24 protein-coding genes are annotated in these 24,807 nt (G+C 64.3%); 11 read left to right on the plus strand and 13 right to left on the minus strand.

What is annotated here, in order from left to right; genetic code table 11:
* Nucleotides 1-204: 204 nt before the first annotated feature.
* The 5 genes from BMY71_RS10665 to BMY71_RS10685 all read left to right on the plus strand — a co-directional run bounded on the left by BMY71_RS10665 (nt 205) and on the right by BMY71_RS10685 (nt 4,770).
* A complete protein-coding gene (locus BMY71_RS10665; protein ID WP_011502496.1) occupies nt 205-978 on the plus strand; it encodes a motility protein A in 774 nt (257 codons plus the stop codon).
* 30 nt (nt 979-1,008) lie between these two features.
* Nucleotides 1,009-1,830 carry an OmpA/MotB family protein gene (locus BMY71_RS10670; RefSeq protein WP_011502497.1) on the plus strand — a complete coding sequence of 274 codons (822 nt, stop codon included), beginning with the start codon at nt 1,009-1,011 and terminating at the stop codon, nt 1,828-1,830.
* A 327-nt stretch (nt 1,831-2,157) separates the two neighbouring features.
* A complete protein-coding gene (locus tag BMY71_RS10675) occupies nt 2,158-2,484 on the plus strand; it encodes a rhodanese-like domain-containing protein (RefSeq protein ID WP_011502498.1) in 327 nt (108 codons plus the stop codon).
* Between the two features lie 7 nt (nt 2,485-2,491).
* Nucleotides 2,492-3,646, plus strand: a complete 1,155-nt coding sequence (locus BMY71_RS10680) for an aminotransferase (protein ID WP_011502499.1) — start codon at nt 2,492-2,494, stop codon at nt 3,644-3,646.
* An 11-nt stretch (nt 3,647-3,657) separates the two neighbouring features.
* Entirely contained in the window at nt 3,658-4,770 is a 1,113-nt protein-coding gene (locus BMY71_RS10685) for a polyamine ABC transporter substrate-binding protein (protein WP_011502500.1), read from the plus strand.
* A 12-nt stretch (nt 4,771-4,782) separates the two neighbouring features.
* Here BMY71_RS10685 and BMY71_RS10690 read toward each other — a convergent pair whose 3' ends face one another.
* From BMY71_RS10690 to BMY71_RS10745, 11 genes are all read right to left on the minus strand, one after another.
* The gene (locus BMY71_RS10690; protein WP_244526024.1) at nt 4,783-6,642 is read right to left on the minus strand and encodes a B12-binding domain-containing radical SAM protein; all 1,860 of its coding nucleotides are present in this window, start codon (nt 6,640-6,642) and stop codon (nt 4,783-4,785) included.
* Nucleotides 6,643-7,217: 575 nt separating this feature from the next.
* The gene (locus BMY71_RS10700; RefSeq protein ID WP_011502503.1) at nt 7,218-8,150 is read right to left on the minus strand and encodes a lipid A biosynthesis lauroyl acyltransferase; all 933 of its coding nucleotides are present in this window, start codon (nt 8,148-8,150) and stop codon (nt 7,218-7,220) included.
* Nucleotides 8,150-9,172 (minus strand): zinc-binding dehydrogenase, encoded by a 1,023-nt coding sequence (locus BMY71_RS10705; protein WP_011502504.1) that lies wholly within the window; start codon nt 9,170-9,172, stop codon nt 8,150-8,152. Before BMY71_RS10705 ends, BMY71_RS10700 begins: the two co-directional genes overlap by 1 nt.
* 34 nt (nt 9,173-9,206) lie before the next feature.
* A complete protein-coding gene (locus tag BMY71_RS10710; protein ID WP_092683594.1) occupies nt 9,207-10,487 on the minus strand; it encodes a beta-ketoacyl-ACP synthase in 1,281 nt (426 codons plus the stop codon).
* A 28-nt stretch (nt 10,488-10,515) separates the two neighbouring features.
* Nucleotides 10,516-11,724 carry a beta-ketoacyl-ACP synthase gene (locus tag BMY71_RS10715; protein ID WP_041805256.1) on the minus strand — a complete coding sequence of 403 codons (1,209 nt, stop codon included), beginning with the start codon at nt 11,722-11,724 and terminating at the stop codon, nt 10,516-10,518.
* A 7-nt stretch (nt 11,725-11,731) separates the two neighbouring features.
* Nucleotides 11,732-12,205, minus strand: coding sequence for a 3-hydroxyacyl-ACP dehydratase FabZ family protein (locus tag BMY71_RS10720; RefSeq protein ID WP_011502507.1), 474 nt, complete (start codon nt 12,203-12,205; stop codon nt 11,732-11,734).
* Between the two features lie 27 nt (nt 12,206-12,232).
* On the minus strand, nt 12,233-12,514 hold the full coding sequence (locus BMY71_RS10725) for an acyl carrier protein (RefSeq protein WP_011442233.1): 282 nt from the start codon (nt 12,512-12,514) through the stop codon (nt 12,233-12,235).
* A gap of 167 nt (nt 12,515-12,681) precedes the next feature.
* Nucleotides 12,682-13,014 carry a hypothetical protein gene (locus BMY71_RS10730; RefSeq protein WP_092683596.1) on the minus strand — a complete coding sequence of 111 codons (333 nt, stop codon included), beginning with the start codon at nt 13,012-13,014 and terminating at the stop codon, nt 12,682-12,684.
* 174 nt (nt 13,015-13,188) lie between these two features.
* Complete coding sequence (locus BMY71_RS10735) at nt 13,189-13,722, minus strand: MgtC/SapB family protein (RefSeq protein WP_175557648.1); 534 nt, start codon at nt 13,720-13,722, stop codon at nt 13,189-13,191.
* 30 nt (nt 13,723-13,752) lie between these two features.
* A complete protein-coding gene (locus tag BMY71_RS10740; protein WP_041805873.1) occupies nt 13,753-14,334 on the minus strand; it encodes a peroxidase-related enzyme in 582 nt (193 codons plus the stop codon).
* Between the two features lie 86 nt (nt 14,335-14,420).
* Nucleotides 14,421-16,169, minus strand: coding sequence for an ATP-binding protein (locus tag BMY71_RS10745; protein WP_011502511.1), 1,749 nt, complete (start codon nt 16,167-16,169; stop codon nt 14,421-14,423).
* Between the two features lie 440 nt (nt 16,170-16,609).
* On the opposite strand from BMY71_RS10745, the gene BMY71_RS10750 reads away from it, so the two are divergent.
* Entirely contained in the window at nt 16,610-17,155 is a 546-nt protein-coding gene (locus BMY71_RS10750) for a hypothetical protein (protein ID WP_011502512.1), read from the plus strand.
* Nucleotides 17,156-17,222: 67 nt separating this feature from the next.
* Here BMY71_RS10750 and serB read toward each other — a convergent pair whose 3' ends face one another.
* The gene (serB, locus tag BMY71_RS10755) at nt 17,223-18,116 is read right to left on the minus strand and encodes a phosphoserine phosphatase SerB (protein WP_092683599.1); all 894 of its coding nucleotides are present in this window, start codon (nt 18,114-18,116) and stop codon (nt 17,223-17,225) included.
* Between serB and miaA the strand changes: the two genes are divergently transcribed.
* From miaA to ilvN, 3 genes are all read left to right on the plus strand, one after another.
* The gene (miaA, locus tag BMY71_RS10760) at nt 18,115-19,050 is read left to right on the plus strand and encodes a tRNA (adenosine(37)-N6)-dimethylallyltransferase MiaA (protein WP_092683601.1); all 936 of its coding nucleotides are present in this window, start codon (nt 18,115-18,117) and stop codon (nt 19,048-19,050) included. The two genes, serB and miaA, sit on opposite strands and share 2 nt — an antisense overlap.
* 362 nt (nt 19,051-19,412) lie before the next feature.
* Nucleotides 19,413-21,191 carry an acetolactate synthase 3 large subunit gene (locus BMY71_RS10765; protein ID WP_011502515.1) on the plus strand — a complete coding sequence of 593 codons (1,779 nt, stop codon included), beginning with the start codon at nt 19,413-19,415 and terminating at the stop codon, nt 21,189-21,191.
* 206 nt (nt 21,192-21,397) lie between these two features.
* Nucleotides 21,398-21,940 carry an acetolactate synthase small subunit gene (gene ilvN, locus BMY71_RS10770; protein ID WP_092683603.1) on the plus strand — a complete coding sequence of 181 codons (543 nt, stop codon included), beginning with the start codon at nt 21,398-21,400 and terminating at the stop codon, nt 21,938-21,940.
* Between the two features lie 10 nt (nt 21,941-21,950).
* Here the strand turns inward: ilvN and BMY71_RS10775 are convergent, their stop codons facing one another.
* Nucleotides 21,951-22,349 carry a host attachment family protein gene (locus tag BMY71_RS10775; protein ID WP_011502518.1) on the minus strand — a complete coding sequence of 133 codons (399 nt, stop codon included), beginning with the start codon at nt 22,347-22,349 and terminating at the stop codon, nt 21,951-21,953.
* Between the two features lie 376 nt (nt 22,350-22,725).
* On the opposite strand from BMY71_RS10775, the gene ilvC reads away from it, so the two are divergent.
* Together ilvC and BMY71_RS10785 are read left to right on the plus strand one after the other, a co-directional pair.
* The gene (gene ilvC / locus BMY71_RS10780; protein WP_011502519.1) at nt 22,726-23,745 is read left to right on the plus strand and encodes a ketol-acid reductoisomerase; all 1,020 of its coding nucleotides are present in this window, start codon (nt 22,726-22,728) and stop codon (nt 23,743-23,745) included.
* Between the two features lie 207 nt (nt 23,746-23,952).
* Nucleotides 23,953-24,804, plus strand: a complete 852-nt coding sequence (locus BMY71_RS10785) for an SDR family NAD(P)-dependent oxidoreductase (protein ID WP_092683605.1) — start codon at nt 23,953-23,955, stop codon at nt 24,802-24,804.
* Nucleotides 24,805-24,807: the final 3 nt, after the last annotated feature.

A 24,807-nucleotide genomic window follows, 5' to 3' on the forward strand; every position in this document is an offset into this window, starting at 1 on the left:
GCCACACCGCGCTTCGCTGCCGAGCGCCTATCTCCCTGTCGGTTCTAATTCAGGGAGCGGTTAGCACGGCTTTTCCCTCGCACCGGCCGTTTAACCTTTACGCGTCTTTAATGGCGGCTGCTTACGGTCAATCCGCGCAGCGCAGAATGAGTTGCGCCGCCGCCAGCGCGGGCTGGCGCGCGTGTGCGCGTGTCGGAGTACAAGATGGATATCGCCACACTTATCGGCCTGGTCGCGGGCGTTATCGTCGTGTCGACGCTCATTCTGATGGGCGGCAATTTCGGGATGTTCTATGACATCCACGCGGTGATTATTATTTTCGGTGGCTCGTTCGCGGCGACCCTGATCCGCTTTCCGTTGTCGGCGATGTTGCACGGCCTGCCGCTCGGCGCAAAGTTCGCCTTCACCATGAGCAGTCTTTCGGCGCGCGACCTGGTCGACGAACTGGCTCGGATTGCGGAGATCGCCCGCAAATCTGGTCCGGTCGGCCTCGAGAAAGTGGAGACCGACGAGCCGTTCCTGGCCAAGGGCATCCGCTACGTCGCCGATGGCTACGACCTCGAATTCATCCGCGACAATCTCGAACGCGATCGCGACAATTTCCTGCTGCACCTCAACGAAGGCTCGAAGATCTATCGCGCGATCGGCGACTGCGCGCCGGCGTTCGGCATGATCGGTACGCTGCTCGGCATGGTGCAAATGTTCTCAAACATGTCGGACCCCTCGAAGCTCGGCCCGTTCATGGCGGTTGCGCTGCTGGCGACGCTGTACGGCGCCGTCGTGGCCAACCTGATCTGTCTGCCGATCGCCGACAAGCTTCACGGCAAGCTGGTCGATGAGGAAACCAACCGCACGTTGATCATCGACGGGATCCTGATGATCCGCGACTCGAAGAGTCCGACGCTGGTCAGGGAAATGCTGCTCGCCTATCTGCCCGAGAAGCATCGCCACGAAGAGGGCGAAAGCGTTCCGGCTTAGTCGGGGCGAGGGTAGCCCGGAAAGCGAGCCATGGCCAAGAAGAAGCGTGAGGAAGCACACGGCGGTCACGGCTGGTTCGTGACCTTCGCCGACTTGATGGCGCTGCTTCTCGCGTTCTTCGTGATGCTCGTCGCTTTCTCCACCCAGGACAAAGACAAGCTCAAAATCGTCGCGGGCTCGATGCGTGAAGCGTTCGGCGTACAAAACGACTCGCGCTACTCAGGCATCATCGAGAACGACGGTCTGCCGACCCGCGGCAAGGTCAAGAACACCGAACACGTCAATCCGGAATTGTCGACCAGTAAGCCCGCGCCTGGCGAAGTGACCCGCGACGAGGGGGTCAACACTAAGGAGGAACGTGAATTCGCGTTGGCCTCCGCATCGCTGCGGCAAGCGCTGCAGGACTTGCCGGAGATTTCCGAACTGTCCAAGAACGTGATGTTCGAAGAGACCAAGCAGGGACTCAACCTCGAGATCATGGACCAGGACGGGCGGGCGATGTTCGCTGACGGCTCCAAGGCGCCGTTCGAGCGTACGCGGCTGTTGCTACAGCGACTAGCAGCGCCGCTCCGCGCGACGCCGTTGCGGGTCAGCATCGTCGGGCACACATCGGCGGGATCGGTGTCGCAGCGGAGCGACTATAACGGTTTCGACCTGTCCGCCGATCGCGCCAACGTGGTACGGCAGATTCTCGAACGGGAAGGCCTGCCGGTTTCACATATCTTCGCTGTGACCGGAAAGGCGGACACCCAGCCGCTGTTTCCGGAAGATCCCTCGATCGCCGCAAATCGGCGGGTGACCATCACGCTGATGCGCGAGAGCCCGGCATTGCCGCCGGGCCTCAAGCCCTAAATCCAAGGCCGGGACTGAGTTGATCGACCGCTCGAAGAAGCGACCGCCGCGCCCGGTCCTGGCTCGGCCATGGTCTGACCTGCGATCCGGACTACGCGCCGACCGCCTTGTTGTGGTCCGGCCTAATGTTACGATTTGCCCGCCCGCGTTCGACCAATGGACGATGCAATCCGGCCGCTGGAGGACGATCCAGCAGACATGACCGCAACCCGTTTCCAAAGCTTGATTTTCCTCGCCTTAGGCGCGACTTTGGCGGCGCAATGGCCGAGCTTCGTCCTCGTTGTTGCGCAATTGGGTCCGGACAGTGCAATCGCGGGAGATTCGAAAGTGGTAGGCCAGGTTGAAGATTTGACGCCGCAGGATGTCGCCCAGGGAATTGCCGAGGGACGTTACCTGCTGGTCGATGTCCGCGAGCCGAATGAAGTGGCTGCGGAAGCCTATCCGGACGCCGTGGTGGTTCCGCTGTCGGGCTTCGACCCCAAGCTGATCCCCGATCCGGCCGGCAAGCAGGTCGTGTTCGCCTGCCGCTCCGGCAAGCGTTCGGTCACCGCCTCGCAGGCGGCGCAGGCCGCGGGACTCGCCTACAACAAGCACCTTGCCGGCGGCATCCTCGGTTGGAAAGCGGCGGGCCTGCCGACCAAATCGGGCCACTGATCGGACGATGAACAGGGTCTTCGCCGATCTGCCCGTCACCGTTTTCGAGGCGATGTCGCAGCTTGCGCGCGACAACAATGCCATCAATCTCGGACAAGGGTTCCCGGACGATCCGGGGCCGGAGGATATCCGTCGCGCTGCCGCGGACGCGGTGCTCAACGGCTATAATCAATATCCTTCGATGATGGGGATCCCCGAGCTGAGGCAGGCGATCGCGACCCATTACGGGCATTGGCACGGCGTCAATCTGGATCCGATGACCGAAGTGATGGTCACCTCGGGCGCGACCGAGGCGCTGGCGAGCGCGATCCTGTCGGTGGTCTCGCCGGGCGACGAAGTCATCGTGTTTCAACCGGTCTACGATTCTTATCTACCGATCATCCGGCAGGCCGGCGGCATTCCGCGGTTGGTCCGGCTCGAACCGCCGCATTGGCGGGTGACCGAGGAAGCATTGCGCGAGGTCTTCAATCACAAGACGAAGGCCATCGTCTTTAACAACCCGCTCAATCCCGCAGCGGTGGTCTATCCGCGTGAGGATCTCGAACTGCTGGCGCGTTTCTGTCAGGAGTACGACGCCGTCGCGATCTGCGACGAGGTCTGGGAGCACGTCACCTTCGATGGCCTCGGTCATATCCCGCTGATCTCGATCGAGGGCATGCGAGAACGCACCATCAAGATCGGCTCGGCAGGCAAGATTTTCTCGCTGACCGGCTGGAAAGTCGGCTTTGTCTGCGCCGCGCCGCCGCTGTTGCGGGTAGCGGCCAAGGTGCACCAGTTTCTCGCTTTCACGACGGCACCAAATCTGCAGGTCGCTGTGGCCTACGGCCTTGGTAAGTGCGATGACTACTTCCTCGCAATGCGCAAGGATCTCGCCCGAAGCCGTGACCGGCTGGCGCAGGGGTTGGCCAGCATCGGCTTTCCTGTGATCAAATCGCAGGGTACATACTTTCTCACCGTCGACCTTGCGCCGCTCGGTCTCAACGAGACCGATGAGGCATTCTGCAAGCGGATCGTCAAAGACTACAAGGTGGCTGCGATTCCGGTGTCGGCGTTCTATGAGGAAGAACCGGTCACTTCGGTGGTACGGTTTTGTTTCGCCAAAAACGACCAGACGCTCGACACTGCCCTCGAGCGTCTGTCGGTCGCAGTGCACGGGCGCTAGGGCTTTCGACGATGCGGGAAAATTGCTACCGGCGGCTGCGCTTGGGAGGCGCGGCGATCGTGTTGATCGCGGGTCTGAACGCGCCGGCGCTGGCGCAGGAACGCGTGGTCAATTTCTACAACTGGTCGAACTATGTCGCCCCGGGCGTGCTGGAAGAGTTCACGCGCGAGACCGGAATCAAGGTGGTCTACGACACCTTCGACGGCAACGAGACGCTGGAAGCCAAGCTTCTTGCCGGAAAGTCCGGCTACGACGTCGTGGTGCCGACCGCCTATTTCCTGCAACGCCAGATCGGCGCGAAGGTGTTCCAGAAGCTGGATGCGTCCAAGCTGCCGAACTTGAAGAACGCCTGGGACGTGGTGACGAAGAAGCTCGCGCTGTACGATCCCGGCAATCAATACGCCGCGAACTACATGTGGGGCACTACCGGGATCGGCTACAACGTCGCGGCGGTGAAGAAGATTTTCGGTCCCGATGCGGTGATCGACAGCTGGGACATCGTTTTCAAGCCTGAGAATCTGGCGAAGCTCAAGGATTGCGGCGTCCAGATGCTGGACTCGGCGGACGACATTCTGCCGGCGGCGCTGACCCATCTCGGCCTCGACCCCAACTCGACCAAGCAGCCCGATCTGGAGAAGGCCGCCGACGTCGTCGCCAAGGTGCGGCCGTCAGTCCGCAAGTTTCACTCGTCCGAATACCTCAACGCGCTCGCCACCGGCGAGATTTGCCTCGTGGTCGGCTGGTCCGGCGACATCAAGCAGGCGCAGTCGCGTGCGGCGGAGGCCAAGAACGGTGTTGATATCCGCTATGCGATCCCGAAGGAGGGCGCGCAGATGTTCTTCGACAATCTGGTGATCCCGGCCGACGCCAAAAACGTTGCTGAGGCGCACGAGCTGATCAACTTCCTGTATCGCCCGGACATCGCTGCGCGCAATTCCGACTTCCTGTCCTACGCTAACGGCAACAAGGCCAGCCAGGAATTCGTCAATGCCCGCGTGCTGAGCGACAAGACGATCTATCCTGACGAGGCGATGCAGGCGCGGCTGTTCGTGATCACGGCGCGCGATCCGGCAATCCAGCGATCGATCAACCGGCTGTGGACGCGGGTGAAGACGGGACGGTGAAGCCGCCTTTGGTCAGTGGGTAAGGGTCCCCGCCAGGTCCGGCGCAGATGCTTCGCGAACGGCAGGCTTTCCGGGAGCGCTCAGATTGATCGTCCCGGGAAGAGCGTGATCGGAAGGCTTGTCGCCGACACCACGCATCGGAATCGGACTGACGGGCACCCGGTCGTATCTCCCGATATCGTCGCGAAACAGTCGCCATGCCCATCCGGCCGTGCGGCGGTAAGTTTGGAAAAGTCCGATCATGCCGTAGATCTGGGCGCCGGCATCGATCAGATGGGCCCGCACTCTGAGCTCGGCGCGGCGGCGCATCTTTTTGGCGGCAGAGAAATCCTTGACCTCATCCGCGGGCCTGGTTTCCGCGCTCGAGAACACCCCTGCCGATTTCGAGAACATCAATGCGGCCAGCAGGCGAACAGGATTGAAGAAATAGGTGTAGGCGATCAGCAGATTGACCTGCTTGATCCAAGGGCGGGGATGTTTCGAGGCAACGACGTAGTTGCCGTCCATGATGTGCGGCTCCACCGCGACGTCGCCAGCCTTGCTGAAAGCCATCCCTGAATCGAACACGTTCTCGTACCATTTGGATCCGGGCGCCGGCGTCAGCATCATCACTTGCGTGGTGATCGATCCTGCCTTTCGCAGCAACCTGATCTGGTTGAGAAGACCGTAGTTCGATTTCCAGGTCACCAGCGGCTGGCTGTCGTGATGCATCATCATGGGCATCGGCAGAATGTTGTTTTCCCGCAGCAATCGGAAAGCGAGTTCGGTCTTGTCCTTGTCCTGCGCCTTCTTGACCAGCGTCGCCGTCATGTCCTCCACGCCGAGCCACACCGCTGCAAATCCGGCGTCGCGGATCAGCGGCAGGTGATCGCGTATGCCGACCGTGTCGTGCACGGTGACTTCGGTTCCGAGGCGGACCTTGCAGTGCGGCCTGCCGGCCCGGGCCTTGCGGGCCAAGGTTCCCGCGATATCGAGCGCGCGTTTGGTGTTGTTGAAGAAATTGTCGTCGGCGCCGAAGAAGTGATAGAGGCCGAAGGTCTCGGCGATCTGCCCGATTTCTTCCGCGATGCGCTCGCCGCTCTTGGCCCGAAACTGCGATTGGTTGTAGGCGGGTATCGGACAGTACGAACAACGAAACTTGCAGCCGGCCGTCATGACGATTCCGGCGATCGGGCTGTACTTTCTCACACGATTGGCGGGCAACGCTTGGCTCGCCAGCGTCATTTGGTTGCTGGGCGGCTCTAGCAGTTTGTAACCGTGGACCGAGTCCGGTAATTCATCGAGATCGCCGAGCAGGCGCTGGACGCCGGTGTCGACCAACTCCTCGATCGGTCCGCCGCGCGGCGCTCTGCGCGCGTAAACGATCCCCGGAATTTCATCGAGTGCGCCGCTGTCACGCGCGCGCGCGAATGCCGATCGCATCGATTCGCCGGCCGCCCGCATCGACAGCAGCACTTCCAGCAGTTCGAGAAAAACATACTCCTCGCCGGTGACGGCGACGTCCGCGGCCCAATTCTCGTTCGGGTCAGCACCGAAGGCGTGCCAGGGTTCGTACCGGATCCGCGGACCGCCCACCATGATCAGCGGACGCTTGTCCGGCTCGATCCGGCAAACCTCCCGGATCAGCCGGTCGCATTCCGCCGAATGCAGATGCATGCTCGAAATCATGAAGAGGTCCGGGATGCGGCCATCGAGGCGCATGTGCAGCGGACTGAAACTACGGTTCCACTGCTGCAGGACAATCCGCGTCTTGTCGAAGCCGACATCCACAAGCGCTGAACCGATCGCCCGCACGCCGCCGGGGGCCATGCGCGTATCGGCAAGAATGAAGGGGAGGACACGGGTTCTGTGGTCGAAGGCGCTGACGATCACCGTCGCGAGGTCCGGCTTTCCGGGAAGATGTCGCAGCCGCTCTCGCAAGGCCGTCATCTTCCCGGGGACCAGCAATTCGTCACCGCGGGCACGCCGTGGAAGCTCCATGTCGGGCCTCGTCCCTTGCCGAACTCGTTATAGTTTCAGTGTGAGATCAATACACCTGTGGGTCAAGTCGACAGCTGTCTGGTGCGATCGTCGGACATGAGCTGCCCGAGCGTTTCCCAGCGCACACGAGTTGCGCCGCTGACGTAGTCTCGGCCTCGATCCTAATTCGAGCAAGCAGCCCGATCTGGGGATGGCTTGCGATCTGTCGCCGAGTGCCGTTCTCGGTATGCAAATTCAGTCTTCGGACTACCTCGCGCGCTCGCCAGCACAATGCCCGCCTGGAATTCGTCACCCCGCGCGTGGGAGGCGCAGACCTTTATTTCGTTCAGCACGAGCACCGTCCGCTGTATTGGCGGATTGGACTGGACTCGCATGGGCCGATCTCCACGGCATGGGGCAGTCCAGGACTTTAGGATGTAGGCTTCTCGACCGTGGTCGTGACATCGAAGCGCTCACGAAAACGCCTCTCACCGCCACCTTCGATGCAGCCACAACCACTGCTCGGGCGTCTCGCGAATCCAGCCTTCGATCACCGACGTCACCGCCTGCATCGTGCCCTGGATATCGATCTCGCCGTTCGCATTGCGGACCGGCGGGATTTCCTCGGTGAGTTCGGCGCGGAAGCGGTGGCCGGGCAGGCGGATGACGCGGGCACCGTGCAGCGGGCAGTCGATCTGGCGCAGCAGCCGCGCCAGCATCGGGTTGGCCTTGCAGGTGCGGCCGAAGAAGGTGACGTCGACGCCCCTGGTGTAATGCTGGTCGACCAGCATGCCGACGTGTTTGCCCTCCTGGAGAGCCTGCGCCAGCTTGAACGGCGCGGTGCCGCCGGCGGCGACCAGCTGGCCCATCTTGACCGAGCGGATGTCCTCGACGATGCGATCCGCGGCCTTGATGTTCGGCCTGCGATACAGCACCGCGGTGTCGAGCCCGTGCGCGACGGCGGCGACGGCGGGCAGCTCCCAATTGCCGAGATGGCTGGCGAAGATCAGCGCCGGCTTGCCGTCGGTGCGGAGCTGCTCGAACAATTCGAGCGAGCGTGGAGTCACTTCGATCCGGCTGCGCTCCGGATGCTCGGGGTCGTAGTCCCAGACCGAATCCAGATGCGCGAACTCCGCGCCGGAGCGGCCGAGATTGTCCCAGACGCCGGCGAGGATGGCTTCGATCTCTTCCGCTGACTTCTCCGGAAAGGCGGCGGTGAGATTGGCGCGGCCGATGCGCTGCTCGGGCAATCGCGGACCGAGCTTGCGCACCAGGGCGCCGAAGAAGTCGGCGGTCTTTGTCGGGTCGAATTTCCGCGCCAGATGCAACGCGCCGATCGCCGCCGAACCGGCGACATTTCCGAGCGCGGTCTTGGCTGCGCGTTGCGCACGCAGCTTGGCGCGGAGCAGATGCAATTTCATCAGAAGTGAACGATGATCTTGCCGAACACCTGGCGGCTTTCCATCCGTTTCAGCGCGGCGCCGACGTCGTCGAGCGATACTTCCGTGTCGATCACCGGCAGCATCCCGGCCGCCATCTTGTCGAGGCTTTCGGCGATGTTCGTCATCGTCGCGCCGAACGAGCCGAAGATGCGGTACTGCTGCTGGAACAGCTGCATCAGGTTGATGGTCGCGGTCGGGCCGGAGGTCGAGCCGCAGGTCACGAGGCGACCGCCGCGCTTCATCACCAGCAGCGAGCCGTTGAACGTGTCGGCGCCGACGTGTTCGAATACGACGTCGACGCCCTTCTTCTTGGTGATCTTTCGCGTCTCGTGCTCGAAGCGGTCGTTTCGATAGTTGATGACGTAGTCCGCGCCGAGCTTCTTGACGCCTTCGATCTTGCTGTCGTCGCCGACCGTGGTGATCACGGTGCAGCCGATCGCTTTCGCCATCATGATCGCGACGGTGCCGATGCCGGAGCCGCCGGCGTGCACCAGAATGGTCTCTCCCGGCTGCAGCTTGGCGTTGTCGAACAGCATGTGCTGCACGGTGGAGAACGCGATCGGCGCGCAGGCGGCGTCGCGCAGGCTCACGCCGTCCGGGACCGGAATCACCAGCCGAGCAGGGATGTTCATCAGTTCGCGCGCGAAGCCGTCGACGTGGAAGCCGATCAGTCCGCCGACATTCTCGCAGAAATTATCGCGGCCTTCGAGGCACGCCTTGCAGTGGCCGCAGGTCAGCGCGCCGTACATCACGACCTTCTGGCCGGGCGTGAATCGGGTCACGCCGTCGCCGACCGCCTCGATCGTGCCCGACGCTTCTGCGCCAACCACGATCGGCAGCTTGCGCTTGACGAAGGCCATGCCGCGATAGCCCCAGACGTCGATGTGGTTGAGCGCGACCGCGGCGACGCGGATCTGCACCTCGCCGGCCGCAGGCGGCGGGGGCGGCGGCAGATCGGAGACCGCGAGATCGCGATCGGCAACGAGAGTGAGCGCGCGCATGAATCGTGTCCGAAGCGGTTGCGTCCTGGCGCGGCTAGACCGGCTCGCGCGTCAGGATCAGGGAAGCGTTCTGGCCGCCGAACCCGAACGAGTTCGACATCACGGCGGTGACGCGGGCGTCGCGCGCCTTATTCGGCACCACGTCGAGCGGAATTGCCGGGTCGGGCACGTCGTAGTTGATGGTCGGCGGAATCCGCTGATGCTCGAGCGTGAGCAGCGAGAAGATCGCTTCGACCGCGCCGGCGGCGGACAGCGTGTGGCCGACCATCGATTTGTTGGACGACACCGGAATGGTGGACGCGCGTTCGCCGAACATGCTGGAGATGCCGAGATACTCCATCTTGTCGTTCTCGGGCGTCCCGGTGCCATGGGCGTTGATGTAGTCGATCTGCTCGACGCCAAGGCCGGCGTCGGCCAGCGTCTTCTTGATGCAGCCGATGATCGGCTTGCCATCCGGGCTCGAGCGGGTGCGGTGGAACGAGTCGGCGAGTTCGCCGCAACCGGCGACGACGCCGAGAATCGCCGCGCCGCGCGCCACCGCGGATTGGTAGCTTTCCAGCACCAGCGCGCCGGCGCCTTCCGCCATCACGAAGCCGTCGCGGTTCTTGGCGAACGGCTTGGCCGAGGCCTGCGGCGGGTCGTTCTGGGTCGACAGCGCCGACAGCAGCGAGAACCGGATCAGCGCCTCGGCGTTGACCGAGCCATCGGTGGCGACGCACAAAGCGGCGTCGGCCTCGCCGCGGCGGATCGCTTCGACGCCGAGCTGGATCGCGCTCGCGCCCGAGGCGCAGGCGGTCGACAGCGAAATCGGCGAGCCCTTGGTGCCGAACGTTTCGGCGAGATGATCGGCGACCGAGCCGAACTGGAAGCGGTGGTGATAGTGCGTGAACCGTCCGCCGCCGCTGACGCGGAGCAGCGCGTCGTAGTCGATCGCGGTGTTGGCGCCGGTGGCGCGCGCCAGCTCCTGCCGTGGCAGCCATTCGAGTTCGACCGGAGCCACGGCGAGAAACAGCGGGCCGGGGAAGTCGCCCTTGTGGCCGATGCCGGCCTGCGCGATCGCCTCCTCGGTGGCGATGTCGGCGAGCTTCTCGCCGAGCACGGTGGAGGAGAACGGCTCGACCGGGACGAAGTCGACGGTGCCGGCCATCGTGGTTTTCAGCCCGTCGATCGGAAACCGCGTGATGGTGCGGATGCCGGATTCGCCGGCGGTCAGCTTGGTCCAGTTGTCGGTCTTGCCGGCGCCGAGCGAGGTCACCACGCCCATGCCGGTGACGACCACGATCGGCCTGCCGAATTTGTCGTGCATCGCGGTCATCGCGTTCCCCTCGCTCGGTCGGTCGAACTCACCGAATGGCCTCGACCAGCGCCATGCCTTCGCCGCGCCAATGGCCGGCGCCGATCACCACAATCTGGTCCGGGGCTTTCGCCGTTTCAATCTCCAACCCGCTCGGATCGTTCGGAGGAAACAGCGCGCCGCGCGACAGCGACAACGCCGCGAGCGCGATGCCGAGCGGAAACTGCGCTTCCATGACGTGGCCGAACGCTGTCCCCGTGGCGCGCACCGGATGATCGGGATGGGCGCGCAGGAACGCGGCTTCCTCCGCCGTCGCGGGCTCAGCGCCGGTCGCGCCGGTGATGATCGCAGTGTTGTCGTGCAGCGGGCCGAGTTGCGCCCAGAGCTTGTCCATCGACATGGTGATATCGCCCGGCGCGCGCCGGCGCGACATGTCGGCGACGACATTGGTCAGCCGCGCAAACGGCTTTGCGCCGCGCGCCTGCGCATGCGCCTTCGATTCGATTACCAGAAAGGCACCGCCGGAGCCGAGCGCAAAGCCGCCCTTCGGGCCGCGCGCAAACACCGGCGCGTAGTTGTCCTTGAGATTGAAATCGCCGAACTCGTAGAGCATCAGCAGGTCTTTGCGCTCGCCGTTCTGCGCCGCCCCGATCAGCGCGATGTCGCTCTGTCCGGCGGCGATGCGCGCCAACGCAATTCGGGCGGCGTCGACGCCGGATTCTTCTTCGCCCATGAAGGTGCGAGACGAGCCGGTGACGCCGTGCACGATGGCGATATTGCCCGCGAGCAGATTGGAGAGCTGGGCCAGAAACAGCGTCGGCCGCAGATCGTTCATCAGCCGGTCGTTCAGCGCGCCGGGCGGAGAGTCGCCCTGGGCCTCGGAGTTCAACACAGCGGAGTCGACCGCGAGGTCGCGTTCGCCGCCGCCGGCCGCGACGATCATGTCGGTCCGGGACAGGATTTCGGTGTTGCCCTTGATGCCCGCCGAATCCAGCGCGAGGCCTGCCGCATAGGTGCCGATCCGCTGCCAGGCTTCCATCTGGCGCTGATCGCCCTTCTTGGGGATCTGCTGATCGAAGCTGAGCGGCGCCAGCGGATGCACGATGTAGGGCGCAAAGCTCGTCGCGTCGGCGTTGACCCGGCGCTGCGCCAGCGCATCCCAATGCGCGTCGAGGCCTTCGGTCAGCGACGTCGCGAGGCCGATGCCGGTGATCCAGGCTTCCGCCGGTTGTTTGCGTTGTGTTTCCGTGTCAGCCATTTCCGTCTCAGTCATGGGTGATCATCTGCTCCGGAAATCCGATCTGCTTGGCCATCGCTTCCATGTGCCCGCGTAAATCCGGGTTGGGGAAGGGCACATGGCGGAAGGTCAGCGTCGCGTTGCACGCCAGCTTGCCGCCGCTTTTGATCTTCGCTTCGGTCATGGTGTAGCCCGAACCCTCATGGATCACCGATGCCTCGACCGACAGCGTCTCGCCCGGCGTGACGAAGCTGCGCATCTTGGCTTCCTTGACCGCAGCCAGGAACGGCATACGCTGGAATTGCATCAGCGCGATCAGCAACCAGCCTGAGGTCTGCGCCATCGTCTCGATCAGCAGCACGCCCGGCATCAAAGGATAGCCGGGAAAGTGACCCTCGAAGATGGTGCTCTTTTCGGGCACCCGCGCTTCGACCGTGATGCTGCGCTGCTCGAGACGAAGGTCGGCGATCCGATCAATCAGATGGAAATATTCGAGGTTCATGGCGCGGGCGGGCTCTCGACCGCCACGCTATGCGCCCTTGGCGGCGACCAATTCGTCGATGCGCGCGGCGAGGTTGCTCAGCACGAAATACTGCTCGGTGGTCGCCTTGCCGTCATTGACCTCCTGGGTCCATTTCTCCAGCGGCAACTTGATACCGAACGCCTTGTCGATCGCGAAGGCGATGTCGAGAAAATCCAGGCTGTCGATTCCCAGATCATCGATCGCGTGGCTCTCCGGGGTGATGGTATCGCGCGGGATGTCGCAGGTTTCCGCGATGATGGTGGCCACCCGATCGAATGTGGAAGTCATCATTAAGCCTTTGAAAGTTTGTCGGAAATGGCCGTCCGCGCCGGGCGCGACCGTGGTCGTGACGACAGGTGGATGCCCGTATATCGGAGCGCTGCCCGGAGTTCAATGGCGGGGGGACCAACCGCCTTTTGGCTCAGCTTTGGCCACCTTTCGCAGGTTGCAGGAAATCAGCCCGGCAGGATAGCGATGTTTGCGCAGTCGCGCCGGCCCATCAACACGCAATCCTGTGTCTTGCGAAGGTCGGCGATGCTCGTGGCCAGCCAAAAACCGATCGCCGTCAGCACAATGGTGACGACCAGGCCGGCGATGTTGGTCAGCATCCGGTGGCTGAAATCGTCAGGCGATTCGTCGCCGCCGTGTTCGTAGCGAGACAAATCGGTCTGAACCGGCGGAAGCTGTCGACCATGGGCCGCCAGCGCCCGGGAGGGCGGGATGCGCGGTTGGAACTGCAAGACGCGGTGGTCTTCATCGCCGGGGAGGGGGAGGCTGTGGTTTTTCATGGCTGCCGGCCCAAGACGGCGGATTGATCGCGCAATCTATCCTAGTCGATGCCGGGCGTGAGGCCAACTCCACAACGCGACGGAACCGACGGCTCGGCCTGCGGGCTGTGCAGCCTTCTCAATATGTTCGATTGCCGATCCGCCGCTGGCGTCGGCGACCGAACCGCGCCGGCGTCAATCTTCCGCCGCGGCAACCCCCTTGTTTTCGGCGTCGTGCTTCTCAGTCTTGTGATCCGACTTCTCCTCAGATTTGCCGTTGGCGGAATCCTTGCCGCCGAGCAGGCGATGTAGCAGGCCCTCCAGCCGGTGGCCGCCGGTCAGCACGGCGAGCGTGATCACCATTGCGGCCAGGACGCCCGGCCATTGGCCGGCGCCGCAGGCGATGCCGATACAGGCTGTCAGCCAGGTGCAGGCCGCGGTGGTCAGGCCGTGCACGTCCTGATGGCCGCCGGTGTGAACGATCACGCCGGCGCCGAGAAAGCCGATCCCGGTGAGGATGCCCTGGATCACGCGGCTGGTCGCGTCGGAAACGTGGGCAAGGTCGGCGCTCTGGTCGGCGAGCGCGACCAGCAGCGCCGAGGCCACGCCGACCAGCGCCAGCGTGCGCATCCCGATCGGCTTGCCCTGGAGATCGCGATTGAGCCCAATCAACCCGCCGGCGAACGCGGCGGCGCCAAGGCGCAACAGAATCTCCGACCAAGGCAGCACCGCATCAACCTCCCGGTTCGATCGGCGGCGTCATGTCTTCGGCAGCCGTCCCATCAGATAGAATTCGTCGTTGGGCCGCATGGCGGTAACGTTGGCCATGCGGTTGGACAGAGCGAAGAACGCGGCAACCGCCGCGATGTCCCAAATATCGTCCTCACTGAAGCTGTGACGTTTCAGCGCATCGAAATCCGCGTCGCCGACGGCCTCGGCCTCGCGGCTGACCTTCATCGCGAAGTCGATCATCGCTCTTTGCCGCGGCGTGATGTCGGCCTTGCGATAGTTGGCCGCGATCTGGTCGGCGATCAGCGGATTCTTGGCCCGGATCCGCAGGATCGCGCCATGCGCGATCACGCAATATTGGCACTGATTGGCCGCCGAGGTCGCGACCACGATCATCTCGCGTTCGGCCTTCGACACGCCGCTGTCCTTCTCCATCAGCGCGTCGTGATAGGCGAAAAACGCACGGAACTCGTCCGGCCGCGCGGCCAGCGCCAGAAACACGTTCGGCACGAAGCCGGACTTTTCCTGTACGGCGAGAATGCGCGTGCGGATGTCGTCGGGCATTTCGGCCAGCGAGGGAATTGCAAAGCGGGAGATTGCAGGAGAGGTCATCGATGGTTCCGCGAGGCGCGACATGCGCCTCGCGAACTTAAGCGATGATTACGCCGGCGCAAAGCGCCTGCCCAATCGTCGGCGGCTCAGCGCAGCGGCTTCTTCAGCAGCGAGAAACGGTCGGGATCGAGCCCGAGCGAGGGCTGCAGCATCGGAGCGTCCATGGTGCGTGCCAGCGGCCGCTCGACCACGCCTGGATCGTTCGGAATGTCGCGATGCGAGGTGGCGCCTCGCCAGCGTTCCAGCACCGCGCTGACGAAATGCATGTCGTGGCCCGCGGTCGCCGACGGCACGGTCGAGATCGCCGCTTCCGAACGCGGCAATTGCTGCACTGGCACTTCCTTGAAGCGCAGCCGGGTCGGCAGCGCGACGCCTTCGCCGAACGCCAGCACTTCGCGGGTTCCGAGCGAAGGCACGAACGACAACAGATTGGCGGCAGCGTCCGACACCGCCGAGCGCAGCAGCGACTGGTCGCGGTCGTTGGCGAGCCGCATCGCGAACAGCGTGTTGCACTGGGACAGGATCGTCGCGTCGAGTTCCGCCGGGCGCTGGGACACCAAGCCGAGATAGACGCCGTATTTGCGGCCTTCCTTGGCGATCCGCGACACCGCCTTGCGGGTCGGGCCGAAACCGATCGAACGGTCGGCGGCCGCGTAGCGATGCGCTTCCTCGCAGACGAACAGCAGCGGCGAGACGCCGTCGCTCCACAGCCCGAAATCGAACGCCATCCGGCACAGCACCGACACCACCGAGTCGACGACCTCGGCCGGGAAGCCGGCGAGCTGCATGATCGTCATCGGGCGACCATTAGCGGGCAGCCGGAACAGGTGACTGATCACCTCCGCCATGGTGTCGCCGCCGACATTGGCGTTATCGAACATGAAAGCGTAGCGCGGGTCGTTGCGCACGGTCTCGATGCGCGAGATCAGCTTGTGATAGATGATGCGCGACGAGCGGTTCTCGAGCTTGCCCATGCGCTCGTCGATCAGCGAGATCAGATCGACCAGCCGATACGGTACCGGAGTGTCGGCGGTATAGCCGACCGACTTCGGATCCATTCGCTTCAGCCCGATCCGGTCGGCGTTGGTGTACTGCACGTACAGGCCCTTCGCGATCGGGATCACCTCGGCGAGGACGTCGAGTTCTTCCGGAACGCCCGGGCGGCCGGCGAACAGCACGTCGACGATTTCATCGAAGTTGAACAGCCAGAACGGCAGCTTGAGGTTGCGCGGGTTGAGCACCAGCGCGCGATCGCCGAAGCAACGGCCGTACTCGTTGTGAACGTCGAGCAGGAAGACGCGCAAGGCCGGCCGAGATTTCAGGATCTCGTTGAGCAGCAGCGATACACCGGTCGATTTGCCGACGCCGGTCGAGCCGAGTACCGCGAAGTGCTTCGACAGCATTTCCTCGATGTCGACATAGGCGATCACCGACGGGTCCTGCTGCAGCGTGCCGACATTGATCTGGTCGGAGCCGGTCGGCGCATAAACGACGCGCAGGTCTTCGCTGGTGATCATTTCGACCGCGTCGCCGATCGTCGGATAGTTGGTGACGCCGCGCTGAAACTTCGCGCGCGCCGGACCGGGCAGGATTTCGCCGAGCAGATCGACCGAGGCGCTGGCGCTGTACTGGTCGCCGACCACGTCTTCACACGATACTTCGGTGATGATCGCGATGATGGTGGAACTCGCCGTACGGATGCTGATGAAGCGGCCGACCGTGGCCCGGATTGCGGCAGGCGACAGGTGCTTTTCGGGCAACAGGCCCGCGCGCGCCATCGACCCGCGCACCGAGATGATCTTGCCGAACGCCGGAGCGGAAACAGCTTCTGCCATTATCGTAAACTCACGCGATTTTCTATTCAAGGCGCGACTATGCGGGGCCGTTGCTGAGAAATTGTTAAGTCTGGCGCCGCGGCTCGCTGACGCACCCGCGCTGCGGGCTACCTAATCGCTGCTTTTACTGGCAATTCGGCGCGATCGCGTTCGCCTGCGTTAACGTGGCATTGACCATTGTCGACTTTGGGGGGCGGCGGGGCCGGGAGCGCTGCGTTGCGTCAGCAGGCGATCGATCTGGTTTGCGCGAACGGCGTTCAGATCTGTCCCGCTTCCCAAGCATCGTCGCGAAGCGCCCTCACGGACAGGTGAGTAGGATTAATGTCCGAGTTGGAGAATAGGTCAATGGCGAAATCCCCGGCGCGGGACGATAGCGATACCCGTGCCGCCGCCGTCCGTTCAATGGCGGTTGAAGTCCCATCACATTCAGAGCCACGTCGTTGACCAGCGTCGTCGAATTCGAGAAGTTTCTACAGGGCCACGACACCGCCACGGCTGCGCTCGTCGCGTGGTGCCGGCGCTACGATGGCCGCGGCGCAGACGATCTGGCGGTCACGCTGCTCAGCGACCGGGTCGCGCAGCCGGGGGAATACCAAGGTCCGCTGCGGCCTTGCGCCGGCGAGACGATTCAGTGCCGCCGCGTCTTGCTCAGATGGGGTCAGCGGGTCGTGTCCGAGGCCGAAAATTGGTACGTGCCGCAGCGGCTGCCGGTGGCGATCCGACGAATGCTTGCCGAAGGCGCGCTCCCGTTCGGTGCCGTCGTCGCCGAGCTGATGCCGCGGCGGACGACGACGACGATGCTCCGCTGCGAGCAGATTGCGGGCGGTGGCCGCGAAGCCGCAGAACTGCTGGAGCAATTGGCGAGGGCGCAGGTATTTTCACCGCCGGAAGCGTTCGTGCTGCACGTCCATGCGATGATGACCGTGTCCGGCGTCATGCTGGCCGATGTGCGCGAGCACTATCGCCGCGAACTGCTGATGTCGTAGCCCGTCCTCGGCGCCTCTTGTATCGGCGCCGCATCATCATGCCGCCACGCGGTGCGACAACGCCGGATCAATCAGCCACGAATTCGAGGCGCTTGTAGCCTTGCGCATACAGTAACGCGGTGAGGTCGCCGTGGTCGATGCGGCCGTGGGCCGAGGCTGCGACGGCGGGTTTGGCGTGGTAGGCGATGCCGAGGCCGGCGGCCTGGATCATGCCGAGATCGTTGGCGCCGTCGCCGATCGCCAGCGTATCGATGGCATCGAGGTCGTCGGCTTCGCGCAGCTCCAGCAGCGTCGCGAGCTTGGCTTCGCGGCCGAGGATCGGCTCGGCGACCTTGCCGGTGAGCTTGCCGCCCTCGGTCAGCAGTTCGTTGGCGCGGTGCTCGGCGAAGCCGAGCCGCTCGGCCACAACGTGCGTGAATTGGGTGAAGCCGCCGGAGACCAGGCACGTATAGGCGCCGTGCGCCCGCATCGTCTGCACCAGAACGCGGCCGCCGGAATTCAGCGTGATCCGCGAGTCGAGCACCTTGTCGATGACGTCGAGCGGCAGGCCGGCGAGCAGCGCGACGCGCTCGCGCAGCGCCGGTTCGAACTCGATCTCGCCGCGCATCGCGCGCTCGGTGATCGCGGCGACATGCTCCTTCAGCCCGACGAAATCGGCGAGCTCGTCGATGCACTCCTGGCCGATCATGGTGGAATCCATGTCGGCCAGAAAAAGCTTCTTGCGCCGCGTGGCTTCAGGCTGCACCACGACGTCGATCGGCAGATCGCCCCGCGCGGCGCGCAGCCGGTCCGCGAGGACCAGCGCATCCTCGGTGCTACGGAAGGTGATGTCGGCGGCGACCTCGTTGTGGAGCCAAACCGCTTTGTTCGGCTGCGGCAGCACCGCGCGCGCGCCTTCGATCACCGCGGAATCGAGCGCGGGAATGTTCGGATTGCAGATGAGCGTGGCGACGAGCGACATGAACGGGTCGGATCCGGGGCAGCCAGGGCAAGGGCCGGCGGCCGTGCTTATCGCAGGGCCGACCGCCAGCGGCAAGTCGGCGCTCGCGTTACGGCTGGCGCAGGCGCGAGACGGCGTCGTTATCAACACCGATTCGATGCAGATGTACCGCGACCTTCGGATCATCACTGCCCGCCCGACGGCCGAAGAGGAGGCGCTGGCGGCGCATCGGCTGTACGGCAGTGTGGACGCTGCGGTGAATTTCTCCGCCGGCGCCTATGTCGAGGCGGCCGCCGGCGCGCTGGAGGAAGCCCGCGCTGCCGGGCGGTTGCCGATCTTTGTCGGCGGCACCGGGCTGTATTTCAAGGCGTTGACCCGCGGGCTTTCGGCGGTGCCGCCGGTTGCTGCCGAGGTGCGCGACGCGGTTCGGCTGCGGCTCGACCGCGACGGCGTGCTGGCGCTGCACGCCGAACTGGCCCGGCACGATCCCGCCGGAGCCGCGCGGCTTGCACCGGCTGACCGCTCCCGGATCGCCCGCGCGCTGGAAGTCGTCCTGGCCACCGGTCGGCCATTGGCCGACTGGCATAATCAGGCGTCGCCGCCGCTGCTGCCGCCGGAGGGCTTCGTCGCCATGTTTCTCGCGCCGGAGCGCGAGGCGCTGTATGGGCGGATCGACGCGCGCTTTGCGGCCATGCTGCAGGCGGGCGCGCTGGAGGAAGTCGCGGCGCTGGCCGCACGCAACCTCGACCCGCTGCTGCCGGCGATGAAGGCCCACGGCGTGCCGGCGCTGATCCGGCATTTTCGCGGGGAGCTGTCATTAGAGGAGGCCGCCGCGATCGGCGCCGCCGACACGCGACACTATGCCAAGCGGCAATTCACCTGGTTCCGGCACCAATTACCTGAATTTCGCTGGGTGACGCCGGAACAGGCCGAGAGCGGACTGCTCGGGACGTAAGCGCCGGAGCGAGGCGTTGCGGCGCAGCAAGTGCACCTATTTACTGCTCGCGACCGTGCCGAAATCCGGCTAAGGTCTGATCCTTAGGGCGTTTCACCGCCTTGACATTGGAAGTTTGAGCGGTATGGTCCCGCGCAACCTTTGGGAAGCCCGAGCGATCTATGCGAAACAAAATTTCCAATCTGCTTCTCGTCATCGTACCCAGGCGCACCGCCGGGGATGGCTAGAGTCCATCCCGCGAACGGACGGTGCGCTGAGGGCCTTCGAGGGCCCTTTTTTATTGTCCGAAAGCTAAGCGTCCAAACAACCGAGACCCGAACCACCCGACAGTCGAGCGCCAGATGGCGCATCCGGAGCCCAACATGAGCGAGTCCAAGAGCCACGATCCGAACCAGATGACCGGCGCCGCGATGATCGTTCGCGCGATGATCGATCATGGCGTGCAGCATCTTTTCGGCTATCCGGGCGGCTCGGTCCTTCCGATCTATGACGAGCTGTTCCAGCAGGATCAGTTGCAGCACATCCTGGTCCGCCACGAGCAGGGCGCCGGCCACGCCGCCGAGGGCTATGCGCGCTCGACCGGCAAGCCCGGCGTGGTGCTGGTGACGTCCGGTCCCGGCGCAACCAACATGGTGACGCCGCTTGCCGACGCGCTGATGGATTCGATCCCGCTGGTGTGCATCACTGGCCAGGTGCCGACGCATCTGATCGGCAACGACGCCTTCCAGGAATGCGACACCGTCGGCATCACCCGTCCTTGCACCAAGCACAACTGGCTGGTGCGGGACATCAAGGATCTGGCCCGCGTGCTGCACGAGGCGTTCTACGTCGCCAGCTCCGGACGGCCGGGGCCGGTGGTGGTCGACGTGCCGAAGGACGTTCAGTTCGCGGTCGGCACCTATCATCCGCCGCGCAAGGCCGACGTGCATATTTCCTACACGCCGCAGGTGAAGGGCGATCCCGCCGCGATCCGCAAGGCGGTTGCGCTGTTGGCCGGCGCGAAGCGGCCGGTGATCTATTCCGGCGGCGGCGTGGTCAATTCCGGCGACGAGGGCTGCAGGCTGCTCCGCGAACTGGTCGAGGTCACCGACTTCCCGATCACCTCGACCTTGATGGGGCTCGGCGCCTATCCGGCGTCCGGCAAGAACTGGCTCGGAATGCTGGGGATGCACGGCACCTACGAAGCCAATATGACGATGCATGATTGCGACGTCATGCTGTGCATCGGCGCGCGGTTCGACGACCGTATCACCGGCCGCACCGACGCGTTCTCGCCGAACTCGAAGAAAATCCACATCGACATCGATCCGTCGTCGATCAACAAGAACATCCGCGTCGACGTGCCGATCATCGGCGACGTCGCCAACGTGCTCGGCGATCTGCTCGCGATGTTCAAGGCCGAGGCGAAGAAGCCCGACATCAAGCCGTGGTGGCAGCAGGTCGCGACTTGGCGCGCGCGCAATTCGCTCGCCTACAAGAAGAACAACGACCTGATCATGCCGCAATACGCGATCCAGCGGCTGTACGAGGCGACGCGGGGCCGCGACACCTACATCACCACCGAAGTGGGCCAGCATCAGATGTGGGCGGCGCAGTTCTTCGGCTTCGAACAGCCGAAGCGGTGGATGACCTCGGGCGGCCTCGGCACCATGGGCTACGGCCTGCCGGCCGCGCTCGGCGTGCAGGTCGCGCATCCGGACAGTCTGGTGATCGACATCGCCGGCGACGCCTCGGTGCAGATGACGATGCAGGAGATGGCCACGGCGGTGCAGTACGAACTGCCGATCAAGATCTTCATCCTCAACAACCAGTACATGGGGATGGTGCGGCAGTGGCAGCAGCTCTTGCACGGCAACCGGCTGTCGCATTCCTACACCGAGGCGATGCCTGACTTCGTCAAGCTCGCCGAGGCTTATGGCGGCGTCGGCATGCAGGTGACCAAGCCCGGCGATCTCGACGGCGCGATCATGGACATGATCAAGGTGAAGAAGCCGGTGCTGTTCGACTGCCGCGTCGCAGCGCTCGAGAACTGCTTCCCGATGATCCCGTCCGGCAAGGCGCATAATGAAATGCTGCTGCCGTCGGAAGCGACCGACGAAGCCACCGCAGCCGCCTTCGCTGGCGGCAAGGCGCTGGTGTGACGTGATCGATACCAGGGGCGGCCCCACAGCCGCCGTCATCGCCCGGCTTGACCGGGCGACCCAGTATGCCAGAGCGTGCGTCGTTACGGCGAGGCTCTGGAATACGGGATCCCCGCTTTCGCGGGGATGACGGCAGTGGATGAGGCGGCGCCGCGCGCAACCGAAATGTCCGACGCAACCGGACCCAAGATCGACAGGGAATTCAGATGAACCAGCCCGCATCCGCCTACTTCATGGAAGAGCGCCACGACCCCAACGAGACTCACACGCTGTCTGTGCTGGTGCAAAACGAGCCCGGCGTTCTGGCGCGGGTGATCGGGCTGTTTTCGGGGTGCGGCTACAATATCGAGAGCCTCACCGTCTCGGAGACCGAGAATCAGAAGCACCTGTCGCGCGTCACCATCGTCACCACCGGCACGCCGATGGTGATCCAGCAGATCAAGCATCAGCTCGATCGCATGGTCCCGGTGTATCGCGTCGTCGACATGACGCTGACCGGACGCGCGATCGAGCGCGAGCTGGCGATGGTCAAGCTTCGCGGCACCGGGGACCACCGGGTCGAATCGCTTCGGCTTGCCGAAGCGTTTCGCGCCCGCGTGATCGACGCGTCGACGGAGAGCTTCGTGTTCGAGATCACCGGCAACACTACCAAGATCAACCAGTTCATCGAACTGATGCGCCCGCTAGGCCTGGTCGAGGTGGTTCGCACCGGCGTCGCCGCGATCGGCCGCGGCGCCGAGGGGATGTAATCGCCCGCCGCTACACCGCGATCGCCTCGGCGATGTCGTCGAACGAGTGGTTGGTGAGGTCCTTCGCCAGCGAGCGGATCAGCGAGGCTTCGACGGTCTTGTGCAGGATCGGACGCATTTGACCGAGCGTCTGCGGGTCCGCGATCAGCACCAGCTTCTCGAACTCGCCGTCAAGCTTCATCTTGTTGATGGCGTTGCTGAGCTGCTTGGCGAAAGTGGCCTCGTCGGTTTGGCTCTGGGTCTGGTCGCCAGGCCGCGATCCTGACGGGCCGTCATTGTCGAGGTTGTTCGGCTCCAGCCGGCGTTCCTCGCGCAAGCTGATGGCGCCGGGTTTGCCGGCGTTGCGAAGCAGGATCGCGCCGCCGCCGTCTGCCACGACAATGAGTGCGTTATGCGGAATGAGGGTCATGGTACGGTTCTTCCTCCCAATCGATCGGCTGGCCGCCGTGGTGGCGACGCCGGCGCTGTGGGGCAACAGGTCGAGCCGTGCTTCGTTCCGCGGTTTTGGATGCGTTATCGTGGGCCGGAATGCTGATCGTGGTCGCCGGCCTCGCCATCATAGTGCTGTACGGCCGCGCCGGGCCGACTCTGCCGGAGACCGCCTGAAAGTCGTCGAAGCCCTCGCTTCGCAGTGCGGCAGCCATGCCGCAGCCACAAAACACTGCTGCGGGCTTGTCTCAGGACACCTAGCGCCCTAGAAACCGGCAGCAATTTCACGGTCGGCCGCGAGTGGCCCGATCACCATAGCAGGGGGCGGGACGGGCCGCCGAACGAGAGGAACGAGGATGCGAGTTTACTACGATCGCGACGCCGATCTGAACCTGATCAAGGGCAAGAAGGTCGTCATCGTCGGCTATGGCAGCCAGGGCCACGCCCATGCGCTGAACCTGAAGGATTCCGGCGTCAAGGACGTCGCGATCGCTCTGCGCAAGGGCTCGGCGACCGCGAAGAAGGCGGAAGCCGCCGGGTTCAAGGTGATGGAAGTCGCCGAGGCCGCGAAGTGGGCCGACGTGATGATGATGCTGACTCCGGACGAGTTGCAGGGCGAGATCTATCGCGAGCACCTGCACGACAACATGAAGCAGGGCGCGGCGCTGCTGTTCGCCCACGGCCTCAACGTCCACTTCAACCTGATCGAGCCGCGCGCAGACCTCGACGTGCTGATGGTCGCGCCGAAGGGCCCGGGCCACACCGTGCGTTCGGAGTATCAGCGCGGCGGCGGCGTGCCCTCGCTGATCGCGATCCACAAGGACTCGTCGGGCAATGCGCACGACCTCGGCCTCAGCTACGCCTCGGCGATCGGCGGCGGTCGCGCCGGCATCATCGAGACCTCGTTCAAAGAAGAATGCGAGACCGACCTGTTCGGCGAGCAGGTCGTGCTGTGCGGCGGCCTGGTCGAGCTGATCAAGGCCGGCTTCGAGACGCTGGTGGAAGCCGGCTACGCGCCGGAGATGGCGTATTTCGAGTGTCTGCACGAAGTGAAGCTGATCGTCGACCTGATCTATGAAGGCGGCATCGCCAACATGAACTACTCGATCTCCAACACCGCGGAATACGGCGAATACGTCACCGGCCCGCGCATCGTCACCGCCGAGACCAAGGCGGAGATGAAGCGGGTTCTGGCCGACATCCAGAACGGCATCTTCACCCGCAACTGGATGCTCGAGAACAAGGTCAACCAGACCTCGTTCAAGGCCACCCGCGCCAAGCTGGCGCAGCACCCGATCGAGGAAGTCGGCGCCAAGCTCCGCGAGATGATGCCCTGGATCAAGAAGGGCGCGCTGGTCGACAAGACGAAGAACTGAGCCGACGCGACGGGTCCGGCGTCATCCTGAGGCGCCGTCGCGAAGCGGCGGCCTCGAAGGATGGGCCGCAGGCGCTGTGCTCGGTCATCCTTCGCGGCGTTCCGAACAGGTGCGCATCTCGGGATGACGGCAACTCACAAACCGGATCGCGGCAACGCGGTCCGGTTTCGTTTTGTGCTAGGATTGCGGTGCACAAAGGAGCCTGCCATGCGATCCATTGTTATCACCGGGGCGTCGACCGGGATCGGCCAAGCCACCGCGAAGCTGCTGCTGGAGCGCGGCTTTCGGGTGTTCGGCAGCGTGCGCAAGCAGGCCGATGCGGATCGGTTGAAGCAGCAGTTCGGCGACGCCTTCACGCCGCTACTGTTCGATGTCACCGACGAGGCCGCGGTGCGCGCGGCGGCAGCAGAGGTACGCGCCGCGCTCGGCGGTGAGAAGCTGGCGGGCCTGGTCAACAATGCCGGCATCGCGGTGTCGGGTGCGGTGACGGACCTGTCGGCCGATGATTTCCGCCGGCAGTTCGAGGTCAATGTGATCGGCCCGATCATTGCCACGCAGGCGTTCGCGCCGCTGCTCGGCACCGATTCGACGCTGCGCGGGCCGCCGGGTCGGATCATCATGATGTCGTCGATCGCGGGGAAGTTCGGCAATCCGCTGATGGCGGCTTACTCGGCATCGAAGCACGCGCTCAACGGCCTGTCGGACGGGCTGCGTCGCGAGATGATGCTGTTCGGCATCGATGTCGTGATCATCGCGCCCGGCGCGGTCAAGACGCCGATCTGGGCCAAGGCCGAGCAGGAAGACATCTCGCGCTTCGCGAACTCGCCATTCTACCCTGCGCTGCAGAAGATCCGCGCGATGCTGCCGCAGATGGACGAAAGCGGCCTGCCGCCGGAGACCATCGCGCAGCACGTGTTCGATGGGCTGACCTCGGCGTCGCCGAAAGCGCACGACGTCATCACACCCGGACCGCTGCAGTTCTGGTTGTCGACCAAGCTGCCGCCGCGGTGGGTCGACAAGATCGTCGCCAGGCGGCTCGGGCTGAGGCCGGCGAAGTAAGCC

The organism is Rhodopseudomonas pseudopalustris, from assembly GCF_900110435.1.
Lineage (GTDB): Bacteria > Pseudomonadota > Alphaproteobacteria > Rhizobiales > Xanthobacteraceae > Rhodopseudomonas > Rhodopseudomonas pseudopalustris.